Origin of the sequence: Arenimonas sp. (assembly GCF_044348765.1) — a bacterium.
Taxonomy (GTDB): domain Bacteria; phylum Pseudomonadota; class Gammaproteobacteria; order Xanthomonadales; family Xanthomonadaceae; genus Arenimonas.
Genome location: NZ_JBIKSE010000030.1, coordinates 1 through 20,066, shown reverse-complemented (window position 1 = coordinate 20,066; position 20,066 = coordinate 1). Strand labels below are relative to the sequence as shown.

Genomic DNA, 20,066 nt, shown 5'->3' with positions numbered 1-20,066 from the left:
CTGCGCCGCTTGCAGGATGCCATTAACAAGAACGCCTATGCCATTTCCGAGGCGATGGTCGGCAGCGTGCAACGGGTCTTGGTGGAGCGGCCGAGTACGCGCAATGCCGATGAATTGACCGGACGCACGGAAAACATGCGCTACGTGAACTTCGAAGGCCATCCGCGCCTGATTGGCCAATTCGTCGACATCCGCATCACCGAAGTCCGCGTCAATACCCTGCGTGGCGAAGTGTTGACGGCATGACCCGCGGCCCAGTCCAGTGCGATGTCGGTGTCAGTTACGGTCTCTCGCGCAAGGGCATTCCGGCGCCAGCCAGTTTCAAACGCTGGGCCGAGGCCGCCTGCCGGGGGCGAATCAAGCACGTCGATATCGCCATCCGCATCGTGGACGCGCCCGAGGGGCGGCGTCTGAACCAGCATTACCGCGGCAAGGATTACGCCACCAATGTCTTGAGCTTCCCGGCCGAACTGCCGGCGGGCGTACAGCTGCCCCTGCTCGGAGATGTGGTGATCTGCGCACCGGTGGTAGCTAAAGAAGCCACGGATCAAGGCAAGGCGCTAAGCGCACATTACGCCCACCTGACGGTGCACGGCGTGCTGCATCTGCTGGGCCTGGATCACGAGAATCCGCGCGAAGCCATGGCGATGGAAGCCATTGAGCGTGGCCTATTGGCCGATCTGGGTTTCTCCGACCCCTACCTCGTGGACTGAACGCCTCAGCGAGACCGGTCAAGCCATTCGAACAAGGCAAAGCCCAGAAGCATGAAGGCGAAAAAGACTATGCCTTTGGCGCTGCCGGCACCGAGCAGCACGAAAGCCGGCCCCGGACAAATACCGGCCAAACCCCAGCCGATGCCGAAGCTTGCGCTGCCGAGCACTAGTCGCTTGTCCAGGGTTTGCTTGGTCGGCTTATCGATGGGAAGTTCCAAAAAGCTTCTACCCCTGAACCTGGCGAGGGCATAAGCCGGCGCACCAATCACGAGGGCGCCTGCCATCACCAGCGCCAGCGAGGGGTCCCATGGTCCGGCAATGTCGAGAAAACCAAGGACTTTTTCGGGATTGGCCATGCCACCAAGCAATAAGCCAAGGCCGAACAGCAAGCCTGCGCAGCCTGCCGACAGCCATGTCACGATGTGCAGTTTCCAACCCGCCATCTCAAGCCCCCCAGACATGACGCACGATATACACCGTCAGAAAACCGGTCAGCATGAACATCGCCGTGGCCACAATGGATCGGACCGAAAACCGGGACAGACCACACACGCCGTGACCGCTGGTACACCCCGCACCATAGCGGGTACCCAGACCCACCACCAACCCTGCCACAGCCAAGGTCATCATATCGGCATCGATGTGGATATCCGGGGTGCCGAATAGCGGAATCGCCAGAATCGGCGCCGCCACCAAGCCCGTAAGAAAAGCCAATCGCCAGGCGACGTCGCTGCGTTTCTGGAAAAGACCGCCGGTTATTCCACTGATACCGGCGATGCGCCCATTCAAGAGCAGGAGAATGGCGCTAGCGGCGCCAATCAGTGCGCCACCGGCGAGAGCCGTCACGGGTGTGAACTGCGTCCAATCAATCGACATATCTGGAAAAACCGATGATTAAGTTACCATCGTCCATTATAGCTCCCTAAAACAGGTAATGCTAATTTAATCGCCCGCCAAAAGCCCGCCAAAAGGCGGATTTTTTGGTGTGAAGCAGGATTTTACAGCGTGACGGTCGTGGTCTGATCAATAACTGCCGGCAACACGACACCGGGATTGACCTCGATGTCATGACCGCGTTTCAGCAAGCCGATGGGGCCGAACAAAACCGTCAGAGCAACCGTCGTGCCCACTTTACTCTCACCTTCACGACCCTGTGACGCTCGTAGTGGAATGCGCTGATCACGGAACAAAACATAGTTGATTTGGATGTTGAGCTCACCTGCTTTGCCCATGAATCCTTTCTTGCGCGCCGTGATGACGGTACCGACTGCCTTGGCTCCACGTGGCACAACCACTTCGCCATCGACACGGATATCGTCATCCAGAATCAAATCGAAGCGCTGGCCTTCGGTGGCCGTCGCCGAGGTTAATTTTTCCAAGACCTGCAAGCTTACGCTGGTGCCCTCGGGGATTTTGACATCTTTGGCGAATGCCAGATTTGAGGCCGTGACGAGCATAAAAGCAGCTACGACAATTCCTTTGTATTTCATAGGGTTTTCCTAATTGGTCGTTGGCGGTGGGTAAACGAAGACTTTACCCCATTGATTGAATCATAGCACCGGGAGCGCCAGACAGCCGCGCCCATGACCCATTCTGCTCTTTTTGTTAGAATGTGAGCAACGCCCGCTTCGTCGGGCTCCGAACAAGCCCCCATGTCAGACGACCCGGACAGTAATACCCCCCTTAAACGCTCCTGGCTGGAGAAACTCAGCCAAGCCTTCTCGGGCGAACCCGAATCCATCGATGATCTGCACGAGATTCTGGATTCCGCCGCCAAACACGGCCTGATCGATAGCGACACCCTGAAGCGCCTGCAAGGTGCTTTGGCCGTATCCGAAATGACGGTCTCCGACGTCATGGTGCCGCGCGGTCAGATGGTCTCGCTCTCGGTCACCGACAGCTTCCTCGATTTGATGCGGCAGGTGGTGGAATCCGGCCACTCGCGATTCCCCGTGCATGGCGAGGACAAAGACGAAATCGTCGGCATCCTGCTGGCCAAAGACCTGCTCCGGGGCGTGGTGGTCGATAACGGCCCCCGCGACATTCATGGCCTGATCCGGCCGGCGGTACTTATTCCTGAATCGAAAAAGCTCAGCGTGCTGCTCAAGGAGTTCCGGCAGTCGCGCAATCACATGGCCATCGTCATCGATGAACACGGCGGCGTATCTGGCCTGATTACCATCGAGGACGTGCTGGAGGAAATTGTCGGCGAGATCGATGACGAACACGACGACGCCAATCAGGCGGTGATGATCGCCGCCCAAGCTGACGGCCAGTACTTCGTGGATGCGCTGACCCCGATTGCCGAATTCAACCAGCAATTCGGCGCCGATTTTCCAGATGATGAGTACGACACCATCGCCGGCTATATCGCGGCGGCTATCGGCCACCTCCCGGAAACCGGCGAAGAGCTGACCCTCGGCCGCTTCCATTTCCGGGTCGGGCATGCCGATTCGCGCCGGATCCACCGCTTCATCGTCAACATCCATGGCGAATAAGACCTTGCGCCGACTTGGCGCCTTGATGCTCAGCCTGCTGTTTGCAGGCCATGCCTTGGCCGAACTGCGGGTCGGCGTCATGACCATGCAACCCGGCAGCATTTTCTGGGAGCGCTTCGGCCACAATGCCATCATCATCGATGACGGCAGCCGCCCGATGTCCTATAACTTTGGTTTTTTCGATCCGACCGAATCCGAATTTACCGGCAATTTCATCAAAGGTCGGATGAACTATGTGTTGGCGGCGCTGCCGCTGGAACAGGACCTGGACTATTACCGCCGGGCTGGACGCGGCGTCAGCATCCAATGGCTGGATCTGGACGAGGCCCAGAAGCGGAAAATCCAGTCCCGATTGGTTTTTCTGGCAAAGCCGGAGAATGCCCGTTATCGCTACGATTATTTCATCAACAACTGCGCGACCCAGGTCCGCGATGTGCTCGATGAGGCACTCGATGGCGGACTGAAACGCCAGATGGTGGCCAGCTCCTTGGGCAATACCTACCGGTCCGAATCCGTGCGCTTGGCCTGGCCGGAAAAATGGATGGCCTTGGGTTTTGATCTCAGTATGGGCCGTTCCGGCGATAAACCGCTCAACCGCTGGCAGGATGCATTCATTCCGATGCGCCTGCAGCAAAGTCTGCGCGAGGCCAAAGGGCCGCGCGGCGGTCCGCTGGTACTGGCTGAACAACCGGTGTTGCCAGACACCCTGGCGCCGCCACCTGCAGAATTGCCGCAATGGTCGCTGACCGCTACGGCGATCGGTTTGGCTCTGGCTGCTGCATTCTTCTTCATCGCAGGACGCGCGCCACGTTTGGCCAAAGCGTTGCAACTCGGATTTTGGGGACTTTGTGGCTTGATTGGGACCTTGCTGGCGCTGATCTGGACATTTACCGAGCACCGCTATACCTATGCCAATGAAAACCTGCTGCTGTTCAGCCCGCTGGCCTGGCTGGCGCTGATTCTGTATTTCGGTCGCACGCGCTCGGAACTTGGCCGCAAGGTCTATCTGCTAGCGGTCAAAGCGGTGGCCGTGTCGGCGGTGCTCGCCGTGCTGCTGAAGTTCGGTTCCAGCAGCGGACAAAGCAACATGATCTGGATTCTGTTGACTCTGCCCTTGCATTGGTTGGTGGCCAAAACGGCATTGCATGCCGAAGCACGGAAATAGCTTGCAGTCCTGAACAGGCTGTTTATCATGGGTGCATGAATGCGCCCAGCCTACTCGAAAGCCGCAGCGAACAAATTCGCTTTATTGCCCGCTACGATCGCGACGGCAATGTCCATGCATTGAACCTCGACCGCATCTCCGATGCCCTCGGCAATGAAGGCGGTCTGATTTGGGTTGGCCTGTTCGAACCGGATGAAACCTTGCTGTTCAAGATGCAGGTGGAATTTGACCTGCACCCACTTGCCATCGAAGACGCCCACAAGGCTCACCAGCGCTCGAAAATCGAGCGCTTCGGCAATAGTCTGTTCATCGTGGTCAATACTGCGCAAATGCTGGATGGCGGCATCGTCTATGGCGAATCTCACCTCTTCCTTGGTAGCGATTTCATCCTGACCGTGCGTCATGGCGGGACGCTCTCGTTCAGCCCCGCCCGCGAACGCTATGCCAAGAATCCGGATTACTTCGGCAATGGCCCCGGCATGGCCCTGTATACCGTACTCGATCAGATTGTCGACAATTTCTTTCCAATCATCGCCCATCATGAACAGGCTTTGGACGAACTGGAGGAAGCCATTTTGTCCTCCAGCTTCCAGAAAGACACCATCATCCGCCTGTACCGGCTGCGCAATGACCTGAGCAAACTGCGGCTGGCGGTCTCGCCGCTGCAGGATATTCTGACCACACTACTCGAGTTCCATGGCGACCTAGTTCGCGAGGAAGTTCGGATCTATCTGCGCGATGTGCATGACCACGTGATCCGTCTGAACGAATCCATCGACACCATGCGGGACACCCTGTCCTCGGCGATGGCGACCAACCTGTCGTTGGTCACGGTCAGCCAAGGTGACACCATGAAGCGTCTGGCCGGCTGGGCCGCGTTGCTGGCGGCACCGACCCTGATCACCAGCTGGTATGGCATGAACTTTGCCGATATGCCCGAGTTGGAATGGCAATGGGGCTACCCCTTGGTCGGCTTGACCATCATTTCCATCTGTTTAGTGCTGTATCGGGGGCTGAAAAAGGCCGGTTGGCTCTAAGTTCCGGCGTTTTTTTGATTCAGGTCAAATAAAAGAAGTGGCGCTTCAGGCACCATGGTTGAGGATTCACCTGTGGAGGCATTGTGCAACAATCGTTCCGGCCGCCTTTCAGATCCTTGAACGAACCAACACATCACTCATTGCGGCTTATCCCCCGAAGTCCAACGCTGCAGCCAATGATTGACAGTGTCGTGCCACAAAATACTGTTCTGCGGTTTAAGTACCCAATGATTTTCATCCGGGAACAGCAGCAATTGGCTGTCGATGCCCTTGCGCTGCAGCGCGGTGAAGGTGGCAATGCCCTGTTCCGGCGGAATCCGGTAATCCAGCTCGCCCTGCACTACCAGCATCGGCACGCGCCACTTGGCGACATGGTTGACCGGATTGAATTTCTCATAATTCTGCGGCACGTCAAAAGGCGTGCCGCCATTTTCCCATTCGGTAAACCACAGTTCTTCGGTGGCATACCCCATCATGCGGGTGTCGAATATGCCATCGTGATTGACCAGACACTTCCAGGGCTCCGGCCAGTTGCCGGCAATCCAGTTGACCATGTAGCCGCCATAGCTGGCACCCAGCGCGCAGGCGCGGCCGCTATCGAGGAAACGGTATTTCTGGAGGGCATGCGCATAGCCTTTCTGCAGATCTTCCAGCGGACGGTCACCCCAGTGTCCGGAAATGGAATCAGTAAACGCCTGGCCGTAACCGGTCGATCCGTGGAAGTCAATCATGACCACGGCAAATCCTTGGCCGGCGTAGGTCTGCGGATTCCAGCGGTAACTCCAGGCATTGCCGAAACTGCCCTGCGGACCGCCATGGATCAGGAAGGCGATGGGATACTTTCGGCCTTCGACGTAATTGGCCGGTTTAACCACATAGCCATGCACCGTTTCGTTGTTCCAGCCGATGAAGGTGAACTGCTCGAACCCACCCCAGGCCGTCTTGGCCATGGCCTCGCGGTTGTTGATGCTGATCTGGCGAACGCTGCGACCGCTTAAATCACTGAGAAACAGCTGCGCCGGCGAATCCAGGCGGTCGCGGGTGAACAGCAGCTGATTGCCGGACACGGCGAATTCGCGCACGCTGCCGTCGCTGGCGACCCGTACCGTCTCGCCGTTGGCGGTATCGATGGCAACCAGCGGCATTTGGCCGGTGTCCTGAGTGGTGGTGAACAGGGTTTTCCCGTCAGCACTGATGGCCAGGGATTCAGCGGAATTGTCCAGACGCGGGGCGATTTCACGGGTTTTGCCGGTGGCCAATTCCATGGCCATGATGGCGAAACGGTCAGCCTCGAAGCCCGGACGCTTCATGGCGCGGTAGTACAGGGTTTTGCCATCGGGGCTGAACACCGGCGAAGTGTCCCAGGCTTTGTTGGCCACGGTCAGATTATCAACCAGATGCATGTTGTGATCGCCGATGATGACGCGATACAGATCAAAGTTGGTCGACCAGGCCTCGCTTTTGCCGGCGACGCGTGCAGAAAAGATCAACATGCCGCCGCCCGGGGCCCAGGCATATTCACTGGCATCGCCGAAAGGTTTCGAGGGAATGTCGCCATCGACATTAGCCAAACGCACAAGAGTGCCGAGCTTTCCGTTCTGCAGCGGCGCGATGAACAGTTGGTTGCGGGGTCCATCGGCGTAAGTATCCCAGTGCCGGATAAACAGTTTGTCGAACAGCATGCCACTGGCTTTGTTCGCAGCCTTATCGTCAAGACGTTGTTTGCTGCAGGCGATATCCGCACAATCGGTAAACACCTCCAGACTGAAAGCCACATGCGTGCCGTCGGGGGACAGCTTGTAGGAGCCGATATCCAGCGGGACATCGGAGATCTGCACCGCGTTTTGGCTAGCGACGGCCTGCGACCACAATTGCATGCTGCCGGATTTGGCGCTCAGGAAGTACACGGTCTGGCCATCAGGAGAAAAACTGGGGGAATTGACGTTCAGGCCTTCTGCGGTGAAACGTACCGGTGGCGCGGCATCACGGGCGAAAAGGTCTTCAATCCACAGACTGGTTTTTCCGCGGTTGGCGGCCAGATCGGTCTGGCGCACCGCAAACACCGCGAAACGACCGTTCGGGGACAGTGTCGGCGATGAAACACGCTCGTAGGCGACCAGGTCGCGGATGGTGAACGGAGCTTTGGCGGCGGGCTCGGCGCTCGCCGAAAGAGGAGCCATCAAGGCCAGTAGGAGCAGTCGCGCTTTCATCGATAACCCTCGCAGGAACATCTGCTTATGGTACTCCATCCGGCGTTATACTGACGACTGACCACCGTCAGGACCTGTCTCATGACCGACACCGTACTTGCCCAGCAATCCCAGATTTTCGGCCATCCCAAAGGCCTCTTCGTCTGTTTCATGACCGAAATGTGGGAACGCTTTTCGTTCTATGGCATGAAGGCGCTGCTGTTTCTCTATTTGACCAAGTACCACTTGTTTACCGATGACAACGGCTACCTGTTGCTGGGTACCTATGCCGGTCTGGCTTATGCCCTGCCATTGCTCGGCGGTGCCTTGGCCGACCGTTGGCTCGGTATGCGCAAGGCGGTGGTATTCGGCGGACTGCTGCTGGTGCTGGGACAATTGGGCATGGCCTATACCGGGACACCGGCCCAGGGTATCGCCGGCCAGGCCACTCAGGATGGTTTTGCCATCCAGATCATGTATGCCTCGTTGGCGCTGATTGCAGTCGGTGTGGGTTTTCTCAAACCAAATATTTCCACCATTGTCGGCCGGCTGTATGCCGACAATGATCCGCGCCGCGACTCGGGTTTCACTATTTTTTACATGGGCATCAATATTGGTGCCGCGCTGTCCTCGCTGATCGTGGCCTACATCGGCGAGAAAATCGGCTGGGGTTACGGCTTCGGCCTGGCGGGGGTGATGATGGCACTGGGCTTGCTGCAATTCGTGCTGGGTCAGAAACACCTGGTCGGCCAAGCCGAACCGCCAAATCCGGCCGCACTGTCGGCGCCCTGGTTCGCCGGCATCAGCCGCGAATGGTGGATCTATCTGTCCGGCAGCTTCTCGGTACTGGTGGTATGGCAGGTGCTGCAGATGAAAGTGGACTTCGGCTTTCTGGGGCCTATTGCCGGCGGCCATGAAGTGACCATGACCGAAGTGGTCGCCGTGGTCATGGGACTGGGCCTGATGCTCTGGTTCTTCAAGTTTCTGTTCTCCGGCATTACCGCCGCCGAGCGGGGCCGGATGATCGTGCTGATGACCCTGATCGTGATCAGCGCTTTGTTCTGGGGCCTGTATGAACAGAGCTATGGCAGCTGGGTGGCCTTCGCGGAACGCGTCATGGACCGCAGTACCTTTGGTGTGGAATGGACGGCCGGACAAACCACCTCGATCGGTGCCCTGTTTGTCATTGCTTTCAGCCCGCTGTTCGCCTGGCTCTGGCCGAAGCTCGACCGCCACGGTCTGAACCCGAGTCTGCCGGCCAAATTCGGTTGGGCTTTGATATTCCTGGGGCTCGCTTTCGGTGTGCTGATGAGCGCCAGCCATGCTCCGGGCGAGAATGGCTTGGTCAGCCTGTGGTGGCTGGTGCTGGCGTACGCCCTGATGGTCATCGGGGAAATGATGCTATCGCCGATCGGTCTGTCGGCGGTGACCACGCTCTCGGTACCGCGTGTGGTCGGCCTGATGATGGGAGCCTGGTTCCTGTTCTCGGCCTTTGGCGAAATAATTGCCGGACGGCTTGGCACCTGGGCATCGATTGACCCCAACCCGGATGGCAGCATCGATAAAGTCAAGGCACTGGGTGTTTATGGTGATGTCTTCGGCGATATGATGTGGATCGGCGTCATCGCCGGCGTGGTGCTGCTGGTCCTATCGCCGCTGCTCACCCGACTGACCCGCGAACGGTCGTGAATTCGGCCAATCATCGCCAAACAAAAACCGCCCATTGGGCGGTTTTTCTTGGAAGCAGTTCGGCTGAATCAGAACGGCACGTCATCGCCGAACGGATCGTTGTCGGCCGGCGCGGCAACCGCTGCCGGGGCTGCACGCGATGCTGGCTTCGGGGTGCTGAATTTATCACCACCGCTGGACCAGCCGCTATCCTCACGACTGCCACCACGATCACCGCCCTCTTTCTTGCCGCCGAGCATCTGCATTTCATTGGCGACGACATCGGTGCTGTACCGTTCAATACCTTGTTTGTCGGTGTACTTCTGGGTTTCCAGCTTGCCTTCAACATAAATCATCTGGCCTTTGCGCACGTATTCACCAACGATTTCCGCCAGCTTGCGGGTGAACTTCACGCGGTGCCATTCGGTTTTTTCCTGCTTCTCGCCGGCCTTATCCTTCCATTGTTCGGTAGTGGCCACCGACAGCGTGCAATAGGCATCGCCGGACTGGAAATAACGGACTTCCGGATCTTTGCCGACGGTGCCGACGAGGATGACTTTGTTGATGCCACGAGCCATGGCGGGTTCCTTTCAAAAGTGGGTGTAGAGACAGATTAAGTATAGCTTTCAACCGGCAATATCCCAAAGCATTTCTACCGGTGTCGGAAATCCCCCCAGGTACGGGTCGGAAGACTTATAATTGCCCAGACACCCGAAACTTAAGTAGTTGATTTATGAGCATTGAATCCATCCAGGCTTTGGCCCGGGACGAAATGACTGCGGTCGACGTCCTGATTCAGGCCGAATTGCATTCGGACGTTCTGCTGATCAACCAGATTGCCGACCACATTATCGCCGCCGGCGGTAAGCGTCTGCGCCCGATGCTGACCGTAGTGGCCGCGCGCGCCGCCGGTTACGTTGGCCGGGAACATACCACGCTGGCGGCGATTATCGAGTTCATCCACACCGCGACCCTGTTGCATGACGATGTCGTCGATGAGTCCGACCTGCGCCGCGGACGCAAGACCGCCAACATCCTCTGGGGTAATGCCGCGAGCGTGCTGGTCGGGGATTTTCTGTATTCGCGTGCCTTCCAATTGATGGTGGGTCTGGATTCCATGGCCATCCAGCAACGTCTGGCCGACACCACCAACCGGATCGCCGAGGGCGAAGTGATGCAATTGCTGCATATCCACAACCCGGACACCGACGAAGCGGCCTACGTGAATGTGATTGAGCGCAAAACCGCGGCGCTGTTTTCCGCAGCCATCGGTCTAGCCGCACATCTGGCCGGGGCCGACCGTTCGACTTGTGCCGCCATGGACGCGTATGGCCTACATCTGGGCATGGCGTTCCAGATCGCTGACGATGTGCTTGATTATGTCGGCGATACCGAGACGCTGGGTAAAAATCTCGGTGATGATCTGGCTGAGGGCAAAGCGACTCTGCCGCTCATTCATGCGCTAGGTCTGGCTAAAGATGAGGTCCGTGAGCGTCTGCGCATAATCATCGCCACCGGCGATGCGACGGCCATGCCGGAAGTCCTGGAAGCCATCACCCGCAGTGACAGCCTGCGCTATTGCACGGACAAGGCCCGCTTTCATGCCGACGCGGCAAAGGCGGCTTTGCAGGTGCTGCCGGCCAGCCCCTGGAAACAGGCGATGGCGGATCTGGCCGAGTATTCGCTTGCGCGGAACCATTAAGGCCGTGCCGGCACCCCGTCATGGCGTGCGCTGGATTGCCGGGCTTGAGGCCATCAAAGGTGTACTGGCGATGATGACCGGACTATGGCTGCTGTCGCTATTTCAATACACCCCACGCACGTTGGCCAAACAACTGGTCGAACGACTGCACCTGAACCCAAGCAGCCACTACCCGGATTTGTTCGTGGCCAATATCGGCAGTCTGTCGGACCGCAGCATCACCTTACTCGGTCTGGCGGCGCTGCTGTATGCCGGATTGCGTTTCATCGAGGGCATGGGCCTCTGGCAGAACCGCGCCTGGGCCAGATGGTTCGCTGCGATTACCGGCGGTGTCTACATTCCTTTCGAGTTATATGAACTGACACAGGGCAACAGCGTGTTTGTGGTCGGTGCGCTGGCGATCAATGTGGCCGTGGTGGTGTACCTTGCCCGCACGCTGAAGCATGAACGGATTTGACGGCGCTGTTTCCGGCGTCAACAATCATGGTTCTGCATTTGGAGTCAGTCTCGTGAATCCCGCACTTCAGGCCGCCATTACCTCGGCCGCAAAACAACACAAACAACTGCTGGATCAATTGAAAGATCAGGGCGCATTCAGCCGGGAGTCGGCGATGAAGTCAGAGATTTTCGTCAACGAACAGAATGCATTGATTAAGCATTATCGCAAGCGCGGCATTATTCGCAGCACCCCGGACGGCGGCCTCTATCTGGATCGGCGCGCCTATGAGGATCACCTGAGTTCCCAAAAAACAGCTGGCAAATGGGCGCTGATGATCCTCGGCGTATCCGTGCTTGTCGGCATACTCCTGCTGCTGGCTAACAAACTCTGATGCCATAAACAGCAGCGTCTGGAATCACTGCTCCGCGTATTGAAATACCTGCTCGAGCGGGCGCTTGAACACCCGGGCGATTTCAAAAGCCACTTCCAGTGACGGCGAGTATTTATTCGCCTCGATGGCATTGACCGTTTGCCGGGTGATGCCGACGGCATCGGCCAGCTCCTGCTGGGTCATGCCGCCGACCTGCTCGCGCAGATCGCGGATACGGTTACGGATCAACCCGCCGCGCTTGCCCATGGCTCAGGCGTCCTGCCGGTGCAGTTTGAGCTGCACGGTGTAATCGGTCAGTTGCGCCAGCACCCAGAAGCCGAGCAGGACCTGGGTGAACCAGAAGTTGCCGCTGGAGGCGACTGCCAGCCACAACGCCAAGAACACGCCAACGGCCAGTACGAAGCCACCGATGCGGGCGCCTTTGAGCGCAATCAGGCGGTCGCGCTCATCTTCGTCAGTCCGTCGGTCCAACACCGCGATGACGGCGTGCCCGACAATGGCGAACAGGACCAGGACGGTGACGGCGATATGAAACAGGAACACGACCGGCGGCAGCACCTTCATGGCTTGCCAAGGCACGGTTTCGAACAGCTCATGGCTGACATAGGCCACGGCGTGACCATAGAAAAAGGCGGCCAGCGTCAAGGATGCCACCATCACCCATAGACTTTTTTCACGAAATGACATGCTACGTCCCCCAAATGGTCAAAATTAGTTTGTCAAAATTACCCGACATACATAGTGTAGGCTGGGGAAATTTGTGGTGTCAACTAATTTTTACATTTGGTTCGATCATCTGCCATGTCTGTCTGCTATTCTGAATTCCAAATCGTGCGGAGGCCGCAATGCCGGATCAATTCGATAAAAAAACCAAAATACCGGCCGGAACCGGAATTGGAGTCGGCGCAGCACTGGGTGTGGCGTTCGGTGCGCTGTACGGTCAGCTCGCCCTCGGCCTCGCATTAGGCGTGGCCTTCGGTGCCGCGCTCGATGTCGTGTCGCATGTGCGACACACGAAGAGGGATTAACCCAAACCCAGGCCCGGAATCTGGCTGATGGCATTCGGATCAAATCCGGCGATTTCCGCGAAATGCCGGCCGCGCGCCACATAATCGGCATAGACGCCAAAGCTCGGCGCGCCAGGCGATAACAACACCACTCCGCCTTCCGGTAAAGCCTGTTGCGCCTGATGCACGGCATCGGACAGATCCGCGGCTTCCGACAGATGGAACCCGGGCGTATTGATACCGCGCAGGCACTCGGCGATGCGGGCACCGTTCTGACCCATGGCGATGATGGCTTTCGGCGGATGTAAGGCCACATACTCGGCGAACGCCTGCCAGTCCAGGCCGCGATCATAACCGCCGACCAGAATCGCGACCGGCGATGCGCTAAAGCATTCCAGTGCCGCAATACTGGCAAAGGGCGTGGTGCTGATGGAATCGTTGACATAGCGAATGCCGTTTTTCTCACCCAGGCTCTGCAGCCGGTGCGGCAAGGGCCGGAAGTGTTTTGCCGCCGGTGCCAAGGCGATCGCATCCAGACCCAAGGCCTCGAGGGCGGTCAAGGCCGCGCAGACATTGCCGGCATTATGCTGGCCCGGCATCGGCAGCTCACGTAGATCGAGAACGGCAACATCGCCGCGATACAGGGTGTAGTCCTTGGCATGCCAGCCGCTGTTGGTGTTGAACCAGTGCAGCTCGGCATCCAAGCCATCGGCCAGCGCCGCGACCCGTGGCGCCTCCTGGTTGAGCACCACATGGCGGGCCTGCGATCGGGTGATCAGCGCCGATTTGTCGGCGAAGTAAGCCTGCACGCTGCCGTGCCAGTCGAGATGTTCCGGGTAGAAATTCAACATCACCGCCACTTCCGGCCGAACCGCTTCGAAGGTCTGGTAGCTCGACATCTCGATGACCCAGAATTCCGGTTGTTCGGTCCAGTCCATGGTTTCCAGCAAAGGCGTGCCGATATTGCCGACCAAGGCCGTGCGTTTGCCGGCACTGCGCAGCAGATGCGCGATCAGCGCGCTGACCGTGCTCTTGCCTTTGGTGGCGGTGACGCACACGGTGCGCGCCTCGGGATGCGCGGCGAACCAGAGTGCGGTGCCGCCGATGAAACGCGTGCCTTTGGCCTGTGCCGCCAGGGCCTCCGGTCGGTATTTGCTGATGCCCGGTGATTTCACCACTACCTCGAAGGCAGCCAGATCGTCGCCACCGGGCGCGCTGCGGCAGACGATGCCGGCATCGCCGAGCGCGGCGATTTCATCGGCTTCGCTCGCGTTGCAGAACACGGTGAGTGGCTGTCCGGGCAGACGCGTGCGCAGATACTGCAAAGCGGCGCGGCCTTCGCGGCCGTAGCCCCAGATGGCGATGGACTGGCCCTTAAGCGCGGAAGGATTCACGCAATGCGGTCCACAGGCTTTCGGGAATGGCATGTTCTTCGACCGGCACCACCAAGGGTGCAATCGGCAATTCGGCGACGTCCAATTGCGGCAGGATCTCATCGGTGAAACGCCGGACGATGGCATCTTCGCGCCAGCTCGGCGACTGCGCCAAAGCCGCCATGGCGGCGCGGGATTCCCGGCCCTCACCCACGCATTCGAAAGGCTTATGGTCCTGATATTCCAGCAGGGCATCGAAACCGGGAGTCTGCGCCGGTTCATCCAGCAGATTGCGGCCGAAAATGGTCATCAGTCGCGGCTTCGGCATGAACGGTGCCAGCGCCAGGAACACGAAATGGCATTTCGGACAGACCCCGCACCAACGCTGGGCCGGACGCTCGCCGAGGATGTGGAAATTGCGGTTGCAGCTGGAGAAGTACGCGTCGTAGAAATCGGTCTTGGCGAACTGGCGCGCCACCGCCAGCTCGGAAAACGGACGCAGCAGCGAGTAGTAATTCAAATCGGCGGCGATATGGCTGCGCACATGTGCGGCGAAGGCGCGCTCGAAATCCCAGCCTTTCGACCATTGGTGATTGACCTCGCCGGTGCCTTCGATCAGGCTGCCGTAACTGGCCGAGCGTTCATTGGAGAACACCACCTGATCGGCACCCTGAAGCAACGCGGCCAGAGTCAGGATGGCGGAATTGACCGCGGTGACCGGAATGTGACCGTTGAGCGCGCCCTGCTTGTTCATGGCGAACAGCTCCGGCGGCAATTGTCGGCTGATGTTCAGCAACGGCAGCCCGGTGCGCTCAGCGCAAGAGCGGATCAGCGGCGCCGAACCGATCCAGGTCACGGTCTGCGCGATGCCGGCGCGGCGCAGGGCTTCAATCGACACCAGGGAGTCCTTGCCGCCACCAATGGCAACCAGCGCATGCGTGGCAAGGCCAGCAGCCGCTGCCATCGCCGGCGTTGAAGCGCCTGCAGGGAATACGATTTTACCGCGCAGCTTCAAGCCGTTGCGGTAGGCGAATTCACCCAGACCGTTTTCATAGACCTCGGCCAGGAAAGCGGCGGTGCCGGCATCGATGGCGTAGGCATCGAGCACGATGGTTTCCGGCACAGCGGCTTTGTAATAGCTGACGCCGGCGATCAGATGCAGGGTGCGCAGCGCCGATTGCACGGCCGCGGCACGCGCGGCATCCAGCGTGAACGGTGCACCGGGGAAGGTGATGGTTTCGGAGAACACGCTACCGGTATCGAAGGCATAGTCCAGGCGTGCGATGCCGGTGGCGGCGTCGAAGGCGCAATCGGTGAAGTGGAAGCGGCGGATTGCCTCGCGGTTGAACACATACTCAGACATCAAGAATCACCTCACGCGGCAGAGCGCGCTGATTGTATTGGTTGGCCATCACATAGCCGTAAGCGCCGGCGGTGTCGATCAGCACTACATCGCCTTCGGCCGTGGCCAATGGCAAGAAGATGGCATGTGCCAGCACATCGGTCGACTCGCAGATCGGTCCGACCACATCCACACGCTGCGTCGGCGCCTCGGGTGCACGGCTGAGATTGGCCATGCGGTGTTTGGATTGATACAGCGCCGGGCGCATCAGCGCGTTCATGCCGGCATCTAGGCCGACGCGACGCACGCCGAGTTTATCGACCACCTGGCTGACGGCGGCCAGCAGAACGCCGGCCTGCGCCACCAGATAACGGCCAGGTTCCAGCCAGATGGCGTACTGTGGCCATTGCGCGGCATGCTCGGCGAGCGTCGCCGCCAAGGCGTCCAGATCGAACTCGGCCTCGCTGTCGGAATACGGCACGGACAAACCACCGCCGACATTGATGGCCTTGACCGAACCGATGTCCTCGGCCAGTTGCGCCAGCTGGGCGAACAACTGCGCCCAATGACGGCAATCACTCACGCCGCTGCCGACATGGGCATGCAGCACGGCAATCTCGGCCTTGATTTTTTTGGCCAGCACGCAAAAAGCCGGCAAATCGGCCAGCGCCAGACCGAACTTGGCGTCTTCGCCACCTGTACGCACGTGGGCATGGTGGCCCAGCCCGTAACCCGGATCGATGCGCAGCACCAGCTTGCGGCCGGCGAATAATTCCGGCCAATGCTGCAAGGGGTAAAGGCTGTCGACGGTGATCCATTCGGCCCATTCACGCGCCTCGGCATACTCGGCGCGGGCGGCGAAACTGGGTGTGAACAGCAAGCGCTCGGGCGGCAGCTCTGGGAACACCGATTTGACGTGGCGCAACTCGGCCACCGACACGCACTCGAAACCAAAGCCGCGTATTTCCAGTTCGCGCAGGATGACCGGATGGGCATTGGCTTTGATGGCGTAGAAACGGCGTTCGAGCGATGTGATGCCGCACAGCGCATCGGCCTGTTTGCGGACACTGGGCAGATGATAAACATAGGCCGGAGAGTCCTCGGCGGCAATCCGGCACAGTTCGTCGCGTCGGGATTGCCACCAATGCTCGGGCGGTGAGGCATGGCCATGCGCGATGTCGCGCCAACTCGGCCCGAAGATGTCGGACTCGGCGATCGGCATGGCACCGGAATCGATCAGCAGCGCATGCAGGGTCGGCAACAGATCCTGCGCGATGTCTTCATCGACCACGAAGGTGAGGTTGAGATCATTGGAGCTCTGCGAAATCAAATGCACGCGCTCGCGGCCGAACTCGGCCCAGATGTCGGTCAACTGGTCGAGCATCGAACGCATACCGCGGCCGACCAGCGTGACCGCACTGCAGGGCGTGATGACCTTGACCCGACAGACCTTGGCCAGATCGGCACAGAGCGCATCGAGGACATTGGAGTTGACCAGATTGTCGGAAGGATCCAGCGATACAGTGACGTTGGTTTCCGAGGTCGAAATCATGTCGACCGACAGACCGTGCGCTTTGAAGCAGGCGAACAGATCGGCCAGGAAGCCGACCTGCTGCCACATGCCGATGGATTCCATCGACACCAGCACGATGCCGCTGCGGGTGCTGATGGCCTTGACGCCCGGATGCGGCTCGGCACTGCGGCTGATGCAGGTTCCGGCCAACTGCGGGCGTTCGGTATCGCGGATCCACAGCGGTACGCCCAGATCGCGGCAGGGATGGATGCAGCGCGGATGCAGGACCTTGGCGCCGGTGGTGGCGATTTCCTGGGCCTCTTGGTATTCCAAGCGGCTGAGCAATCGGGCATCGGGTACGGCGCGGGGATTGGCACTAAACATGCCGGGCACATCGGTCCAGATTTCAACTCGACGTGCGCGCAGCAAAGCACCGAAATAGGCTGCCGACGTATCCGAACCGCCGCGACCGAGAATGGCGGTACCCCCATCGGCAGCGCGTGCGATGAAGCCTTGGGTCATCAATAACGGGGTATTGCCGGAAAAACGCGTGCGCCAGTCGGCATCGCCTTGGTAGTCGCAGGACACCGATAGGCGGGCGGCCCAGGCGCTTTGATTCGGCAGGCTGACCGCACGCAGCCAGTCGCGCGCGTCCAGCCAGGCGACCGGCAGGCTTTGCGTTTGCAGATAGGCGACACCGAGGGTGGACGACAGCAACTCGCCCTGCGCCAATATGTCCGCCTGCCAGTCAAAAGCGCGGGTCAATCGTCGCGGATCGGTGAACAGGGCATGCAACACCGCCAGACGTTCAGCCAACACGGCCTCGGCATCCAATTCAAGCGCGCGGGCGAAACCCCGGTGGCGTTCGCATAACTGGAGCTCGAGCTCGGCCAGATAGGCATCATTGTCAGCGCGGTCGATGGCGCTCTGCAAGTGGTTGGTGACCCCCGATAAGGCGGAGACCACTACCAGAACTTTGGCGTTTTCGCCCTCGGCGCGTTCGCGCATCAGGCGACCGATGGTGTCCCAGCGATGGCGCTGGGACACCGAGGTGCCGCCGAATTTCAGCACGATCCAATCGGAAGCAGGGGCGGATTCGGGCATGGCGGCAGGCAATCGGCATCGGACGAGGGTCTGCACATGATAAGGCATGGCCCATGGCTTGGGTGCCGGAATCTGTGCAAACAGGACGCCGTTGGCTTGAACGGGGCCGCAACCCGGTCATCGCCATGACCAACCTGATTGCCGATGACAACGCTAATGACGGCAGTGACCGCATTAGCCGATCTAGCGCTTACCCGCGCTTCGGCTGCAGCATGGTTCCGGTGCATTTCGGGCTGCCGCACAGGCAGGCCCAGAGCTTCTTAAGCTTCGGCGTGTGACGCCCCCCCAGACGAATGCCGTAGTTATAGGACAACTCTTCGCCGGCCTTGATGTCGCGGAGGGCCTTGATTTCAATCCGGTCTTTGGATTTGTTGCCGTCTTCGGCATCGACATGCTCGGAATCGCAGTTCGGATCGCAGCTGTGGTTGATCCAGCGGGCCTCATTACCCTTGATGTTGGCATCGACCACGAAGTCTTCATTCAGGGTGAACAGGAAGGTGTGTCCGGTTTCATCTTCGCCGTCGTAGGCGGCATCGACTTCCTCGTGGCTGCACAGCAGACCTTTGTATTCGATGATGAACTCGCCTTTTTTGATGTTTTTCGCAGCAAATACGCCGCTGCCATGGATTTTGGAACGACGGACTTCGAATTTGCTGGACATAGAATTTCCCGAGTGAGCCGCTATTGTGGCGAAGATTGCCGGCCTTGCCAAGCGCGGATTGCCACTCGGCGCCGAATACAGTACAATTTTGGTCCACTTTGGAGAACGCCATGCGCCTGACATCCAATACCTTTTCCGACGGCCAGCCGATTCCCGGCGAATCCGCGTGCGCGGTGATGGCCGGACAGGTGCTGGCCAGCGCCAGCCTGAGCGGACGCTACATCCTGAATCCGACGGTAGCGTACTGACATGCTGCGGGTCACCAAACTCACCGACTACGCGACCGTGCTGCTGGCCTGCCTGGCCAAAGCGCCGCAGCGCGTGCTTAGCGCCAGCGAACTGGCGGAAATGGCGAAACTCGAACTGCCGACGGTGAGCAAAGTACTCAAGCCGCTGTCTCGGGCGGGACTGGTGGAAGCCTTCCGCGGCAGCCAGGGCGGCTATCGTCTGGCGCAACCGGCGGCGCATATCTCGCTGTTCGCGGTGGTGGAAGCGATGGAAGGCCGGCTCGGCATGACCGAATGCAGCGGCGAACACAGCCAATGCGAACACGAACCGCATTGCGGCATCCAGGGCCAATGGCAGAAGGTGAATGATGTCATCGCCGATGCCCTACGCAGCATCAGCATCGCCGAACTCGGCCGTGACGGCCGCAAATCCATCCCTCTGAAACTGGCGAAGGCATAAGCATGGCCACCGAACGCACCGAAATCGAACGCCAGCTCGAGCGCCGCTACGAGGCCGGCTTCGTCACCGACATCGAATCCGACACCCTGGCACCGGGTCTGGACGAGGACGTGGTGCGCTTCATTTCGAAAAAGAAAGAAGAGCCCGAATGGCTGACCGAATGGCGGCTGAAAGCCTACCGGCATTGGCTGACCATGACCCCGCCGCAATGGGCGCAGCTTGACATCGCGCCGATCGATTTCCAGGCGGTCAGTTATTTCGCGGCGCCGAAAAAGAAATACGCCTCGCTCGATGAGGTGCCACAGGAACTGCTCGACACCTACGAAAAACTTGGTGTGCCCCTGCATGAGCGCGCCCGTCTGGCCGGGGTGGCGGTCGATGCCGTGTTCGATTCGGTCTCGGTCGGAACCACCTACCAGAAGGAACTGGCGGAAAAAGGCATCATTTTCTGTTCGTTTTCGGAAGCGGTTAAGGAACATCCCGAGCTGATCAAGAAATATCTGGGCTCGGTGGTGCCGCCGGGCGATAACTACTTCGCCGCGCTGAATTCGGCGGTGTTCTCCGACGGCAGTTTCGT

General features: G+C 59.3%; 23 protein-coding genes and 1 pseudogene. 13 read left to right on the top strand and 11 right to left on the bottom strand.

The window, feature by feature from the left end; translation table 11 throughout:
• Together ACIQ0Q_RS06235 and ybeY are read left to right on the top strand one after the other, a co-directional pair.
• Window positions 1-246, top strand: a 246-nt coding sequence (locus ACIQ0Q_RS06235) for a TRAM domain-containing protein (RefSeq protein ID WP_395772082.1), incomplete at its 5' end; no start/stop codon positions are given.
• Window positions 243-713: an rRNA maturation RNase YbeY gene (ybeY, locus tag ACIQ0Q_RS06230; protein ID WP_395772081.1), complete on the top strand. Its 471-nt coding sequence runs from the start codon at window positions 243-245 to the stop codon at window positions 711-713. The genes ACIQ0Q_RS06235 and ybeY, both read left to right, overlap by 4 nt.
• 5 nt (window positions 714-718) lie before the next feature.
• On the opposite strand, the gene ACIQ0Q_RS06225 is transcribed toward ybeY, so the two are convergent.
• The 3 genes from ACIQ0Q_RS06225 to ACIQ0Q_RS06215 form a co-directional block, all read right to left on the bottom strand.
• The gene (locus ACIQ0Q_RS06225; protein WP_395772083.1) at window positions 719-1,132 is read right to left on the bottom strand and encodes a DUF6691 family protein; all 414 of its coding nucleotides are present in this window, start codon (window positions 1,130-1,132) and stop codon (window positions 719-721) included.
• Between the two features lie 25 nt (window positions 1,133-1,157).
• The gene (locus ACIQ0Q_RS06220) at window positions 1,158-1,589 is read right to left on the bottom strand and encodes a YeeE/YedE family protein (protein ID WP_395772080.1); all 432 of its coding nucleotides are present in this window, start codon (window positions 1,587-1,589) and stop codon (window positions 1,158-1,160) included.
• 122 nt (window positions 1,590-1,711) lie between these two features.
• A complete protein-coding gene (locus ACIQ0Q_RS06215) occupies window positions 1,712-2,203 on the bottom strand; it encodes a hypothetical protein (protein WP_395772079.1) in 492 nt (163 codons plus the stop codon).
• 162 nt (window positions 2,204-2,365) lie between these two features.
• Between ACIQ0Q_RS06215 and ACIQ0Q_RS06210 the strand changes: the two genes are divergently transcribed.
• From ACIQ0Q_RS06210 to ACIQ0Q_RS06200, 3 genes are read left to right on the top strand one after another with little or no spacing between them, the layout of a single operon-like run.
• Window positions 2,366-3,211 (top strand): HlyC/CorC family transporter, encoded by an 846-nt coding sequence (locus ACIQ0Q_RS06210; RefSeq protein ID WP_395772078.1) that lies wholly within the window; start codon window positions 2,366-2,368, stop codon window positions 3,209-3,211.
• A complete protein-coding gene (locus ACIQ0Q_RS06205; RefSeq protein ID WP_395772077.1) occupies window positions 3,201-4,376 on the top strand; it encodes a DUF4105 domain-containing protein in 1,176 nt (391 codons plus the stop codon). The genes ACIQ0Q_RS06210 and ACIQ0Q_RS06205 overlap by 11 nt, the downstream gene beginning before the upstream one ends.
• A gap of 35 nt (window positions 4,377-4,411) precedes the next feature.
• Window positions 4,412-5,413 (top strand): magnesium and cobalt transport protein CorA, encoded by a 1,002-nt coding sequence (locus tag ACIQ0Q_RS06200; RefSeq protein WP_395772076.1) that lies wholly within the window; start codon window positions 4,412-4,414, stop codon window positions 5,411-5,413.
• Between the two features lie 137 nt (window positions 5,414-5,550).
• Here the strand turns inward: ACIQ0Q_RS06200 and ACIQ0Q_RS06195 are convergent, their stop codons facing one another.
• Window positions 5,551-7,623 carry a prolyl oligopeptidase family serine peptidase gene (locus ACIQ0Q_RS06195; protein WP_395772075.1) on the bottom strand — a complete coding sequence of 691 codons (2,073 nt, stop codon included), beginning with the start codon at window positions 7,621-7,623 and terminating at the stop codon, window positions 5,551-5,553.
• A gap of 81 nt (window positions 7,624-7,704) precedes the next feature.
• On the opposite strand from ACIQ0Q_RS06195, the gene ACIQ0Q_RS06190 reads away from it, so the two are divergent.
• Complete coding sequence (locus ACIQ0Q_RS06190; protein ID WP_395772074.1) at window positions 7,705-9,291, top strand: peptide MFS transporter; 1,587 nt, start codon at window positions 7,705-7,707, stop codon at window positions 9,289-9,291.
• Between the two features lie 68 nt (window positions 9,292-9,359).
• Here the strand turns inward: ACIQ0Q_RS06190 and ssb are convergent, their stop codons facing one another.
• Window positions 9,360-9,848 carry a single-stranded DNA-binding protein gene (gene ssb / locus ACIQ0Q_RS06185; RefSeq protein WP_395772073.1) on the bottom strand — a complete coding sequence of 163 codons (489 nt, stop codon included), beginning with the start codon at window positions 9,846-9,848 and terminating at the stop codon, window positions 9,360-9,362.
• A 155-nt stretch (window positions 9,849-10,003) separates the two neighbouring features.
• On the opposite strand from ssb, the gene ACIQ0Q_RS06180 reads away from it, so the two are divergent.
• From ACIQ0Q_RS06180 to ACIQ0Q_RS06170, 3 genes are read left to right on the top strand one after another with little or no spacing between them, the layout of a single operon-like run.
• Window positions 10,004-10,972 carry a polyprenyl synthetase family protein gene (locus ACIQ0Q_RS06180; protein ID WP_395772072.1) on the top strand — a complete coding sequence of 323 codons (969 nt, stop codon included), beginning with the start codon at window positions 10,004-10,006 and terminating at the stop codon, window positions 10,970-10,972.
• Window positions 10,973-10,976: 4 nt separating this feature from the next.
• Window positions 10,977-11,429, top strand: a complete 453-nt coding sequence (locus ACIQ0Q_RS06175; RefSeq protein ID WP_395772071.1) for a DUF2127 domain-containing protein — start codon at window positions 10,977-10,979, stop codon at window positions 11,427-11,429.
• Window positions 11,416-11,802: a hypothetical protein gene (locus ACIQ0Q_RS06170; RefSeq protein ID WP_395772070.1), complete on the top strand. Its 387-nt coding sequence runs from the start codon at window positions 11,416-11,418 to the stop codon at window positions 11,800-11,802. Before ACIQ0Q_RS06175 ends, ACIQ0Q_RS06170 begins: the two co-directional genes overlap by 14 nt.
• A gap of 24 nt (window positions 11,803-11,826) precedes the next feature.
• Here the strand turns inward: ACIQ0Q_RS06170 and ACIQ0Q_RS06165 are convergent, their stop codons facing one another.
• Together ACIQ0Q_RS06165 and ACIQ0Q_RS06160 are read right to left on the bottom strand one after the other, a co-directional pair.
• Window positions 11,827-12,048 (bottom strand): helix-turn-helix transcriptional regulator, encoded by a 222-nt coding sequence (locus ACIQ0Q_RS06165; protein WP_395772069.1) that lies wholly within the window; start codon window positions 12,046-12,048, stop codon window positions 11,827-11,829.
• 3 nt (window positions 12,049-12,051) lie between these two features.
• Entirely contained in the window at window positions 12,052-12,489 is a 438-nt protein-coding gene (locus ACIQ0Q_RS06160; protein ID WP_395772068.1) for a hypothetical protein, read from the bottom strand.
• A 158-nt stretch (window positions 12,490-12,647) separates the two neighbouring features.
• On the opposite strand from ACIQ0Q_RS06160, the gene ACIQ0Q_RS06155 reads away from it, so the two are divergent.
• Window positions 12,648-12,830 (top strand): hypothetical protein, encoded by a 183-nt coding sequence (locus ACIQ0Q_RS06155; RefSeq protein WP_395772067.1) that lies wholly within the window; start codon window positions 12,648-12,650, stop codon window positions 12,828-12,830.
• On the opposite strand, the gene murD is transcribed toward ACIQ0Q_RS06155, so the two are convergent.
• From murD to ACIQ0Q_RS06135, 4 genes are all read right to left on the bottom strand, one after another.
• Window positions 12,827-14,236 carry a UDP-N-acetylmuramoyl-L-alanine--D-glutamate ligase gene (gene murD, locus ACIQ0Q_RS06150; RefSeq protein ID WP_395772066.1) on the bottom strand — a complete coding sequence of 470 codons (1,410 nt, stop codon included), beginning with the start codon at window positions 14,234-14,236 and terminating at the stop codon, window positions 12,827-12,829. The two genes, ACIQ0Q_RS06155 and murD, sit on opposite strands and share 4 nt — an antisense overlap.
• On the bottom strand, window positions 14,184-15,545 hold the full coding sequence (murL, locus tag ACIQ0Q_RS06145) for a UDP-N-acetyl-alpha-D-muramoyl-L-alanyl-L-glutamate epimerase (protein ID WP_395772065.1): 1,362 nt from the start codon (window positions 15,543-15,545) through the stop codon (window positions 14,184-14,186). Before murL ends, murD begins: the two co-directional genes overlap by 53 nt.
• Window positions 15,538-18,141 carry a bifunctional aspartate kinase/diaminopimelate decarboxylase gene (locus tag ACIQ0Q_RS06140; RefSeq protein ID WP_395772064.1) on the bottom strand — a complete coding sequence of 868 codons (2,604 nt, stop codon included), beginning with the start codon at window positions 18,139-18,141 and terminating at the stop codon, window positions 15,538-15,540. The genes murL and ACIQ0Q_RS06140 overlap by 8 nt, the downstream gene beginning before the upstream one ends.
• Window positions 18,142-18,331: 190 nt before the next feature.
• Window positions 18,332-18,802 carry an SET domain-containing protein gene (locus ACIQ0Q_RS06135; protein WP_395772063.1) on the bottom strand — a complete coding sequence of 157 codons (471 nt, stop codon included), beginning with the start codon at window positions 18,800-18,802 and terminating at the stop codon, window positions 18,332-18,334.
• 110 nt (window positions 18,803-18,912) lie between these two features.
• Between ACIQ0Q_RS06135 and ACIQ0Q_RS06130 the strand changes: the two genes are divergently transcribed.
• From ACIQ0Q_RS06130 to ACIQ0Q_RS06120, 3 genes and pseudogenes are all read left to right on the top strand, one after another.
• Window positions 18,913-19,050, top strand: a complete 138-nt coding sequence (locus ACIQ0Q_RS06130) for a hypothetical protein (protein ID WP_395772062.1) — start codon at window positions 18,913-18,915, stop codon at window positions 19,048-19,050.
• A 1-nt stretch (window position 19,051) separates the two neighbouring features.
• A complete protein-coding gene (locus ACIQ0Q_RS06125) occupies window positions 19,052-19,489 on the top strand; it encodes an SUF system Fe-S cluster assembly regulator (RefSeq protein WP_395772061.1) in 438 nt (145 codons plus the stop codon).
• A gap of 2 nt (window positions 19,490-19,491) precedes the next feature.
• Window positions 19,492-20,066 (top strand): annotated as a pseudogene (locus ACIQ0Q_RS06120) (Fe-S cluster assembly protein SufB); the annotation flags it as partial.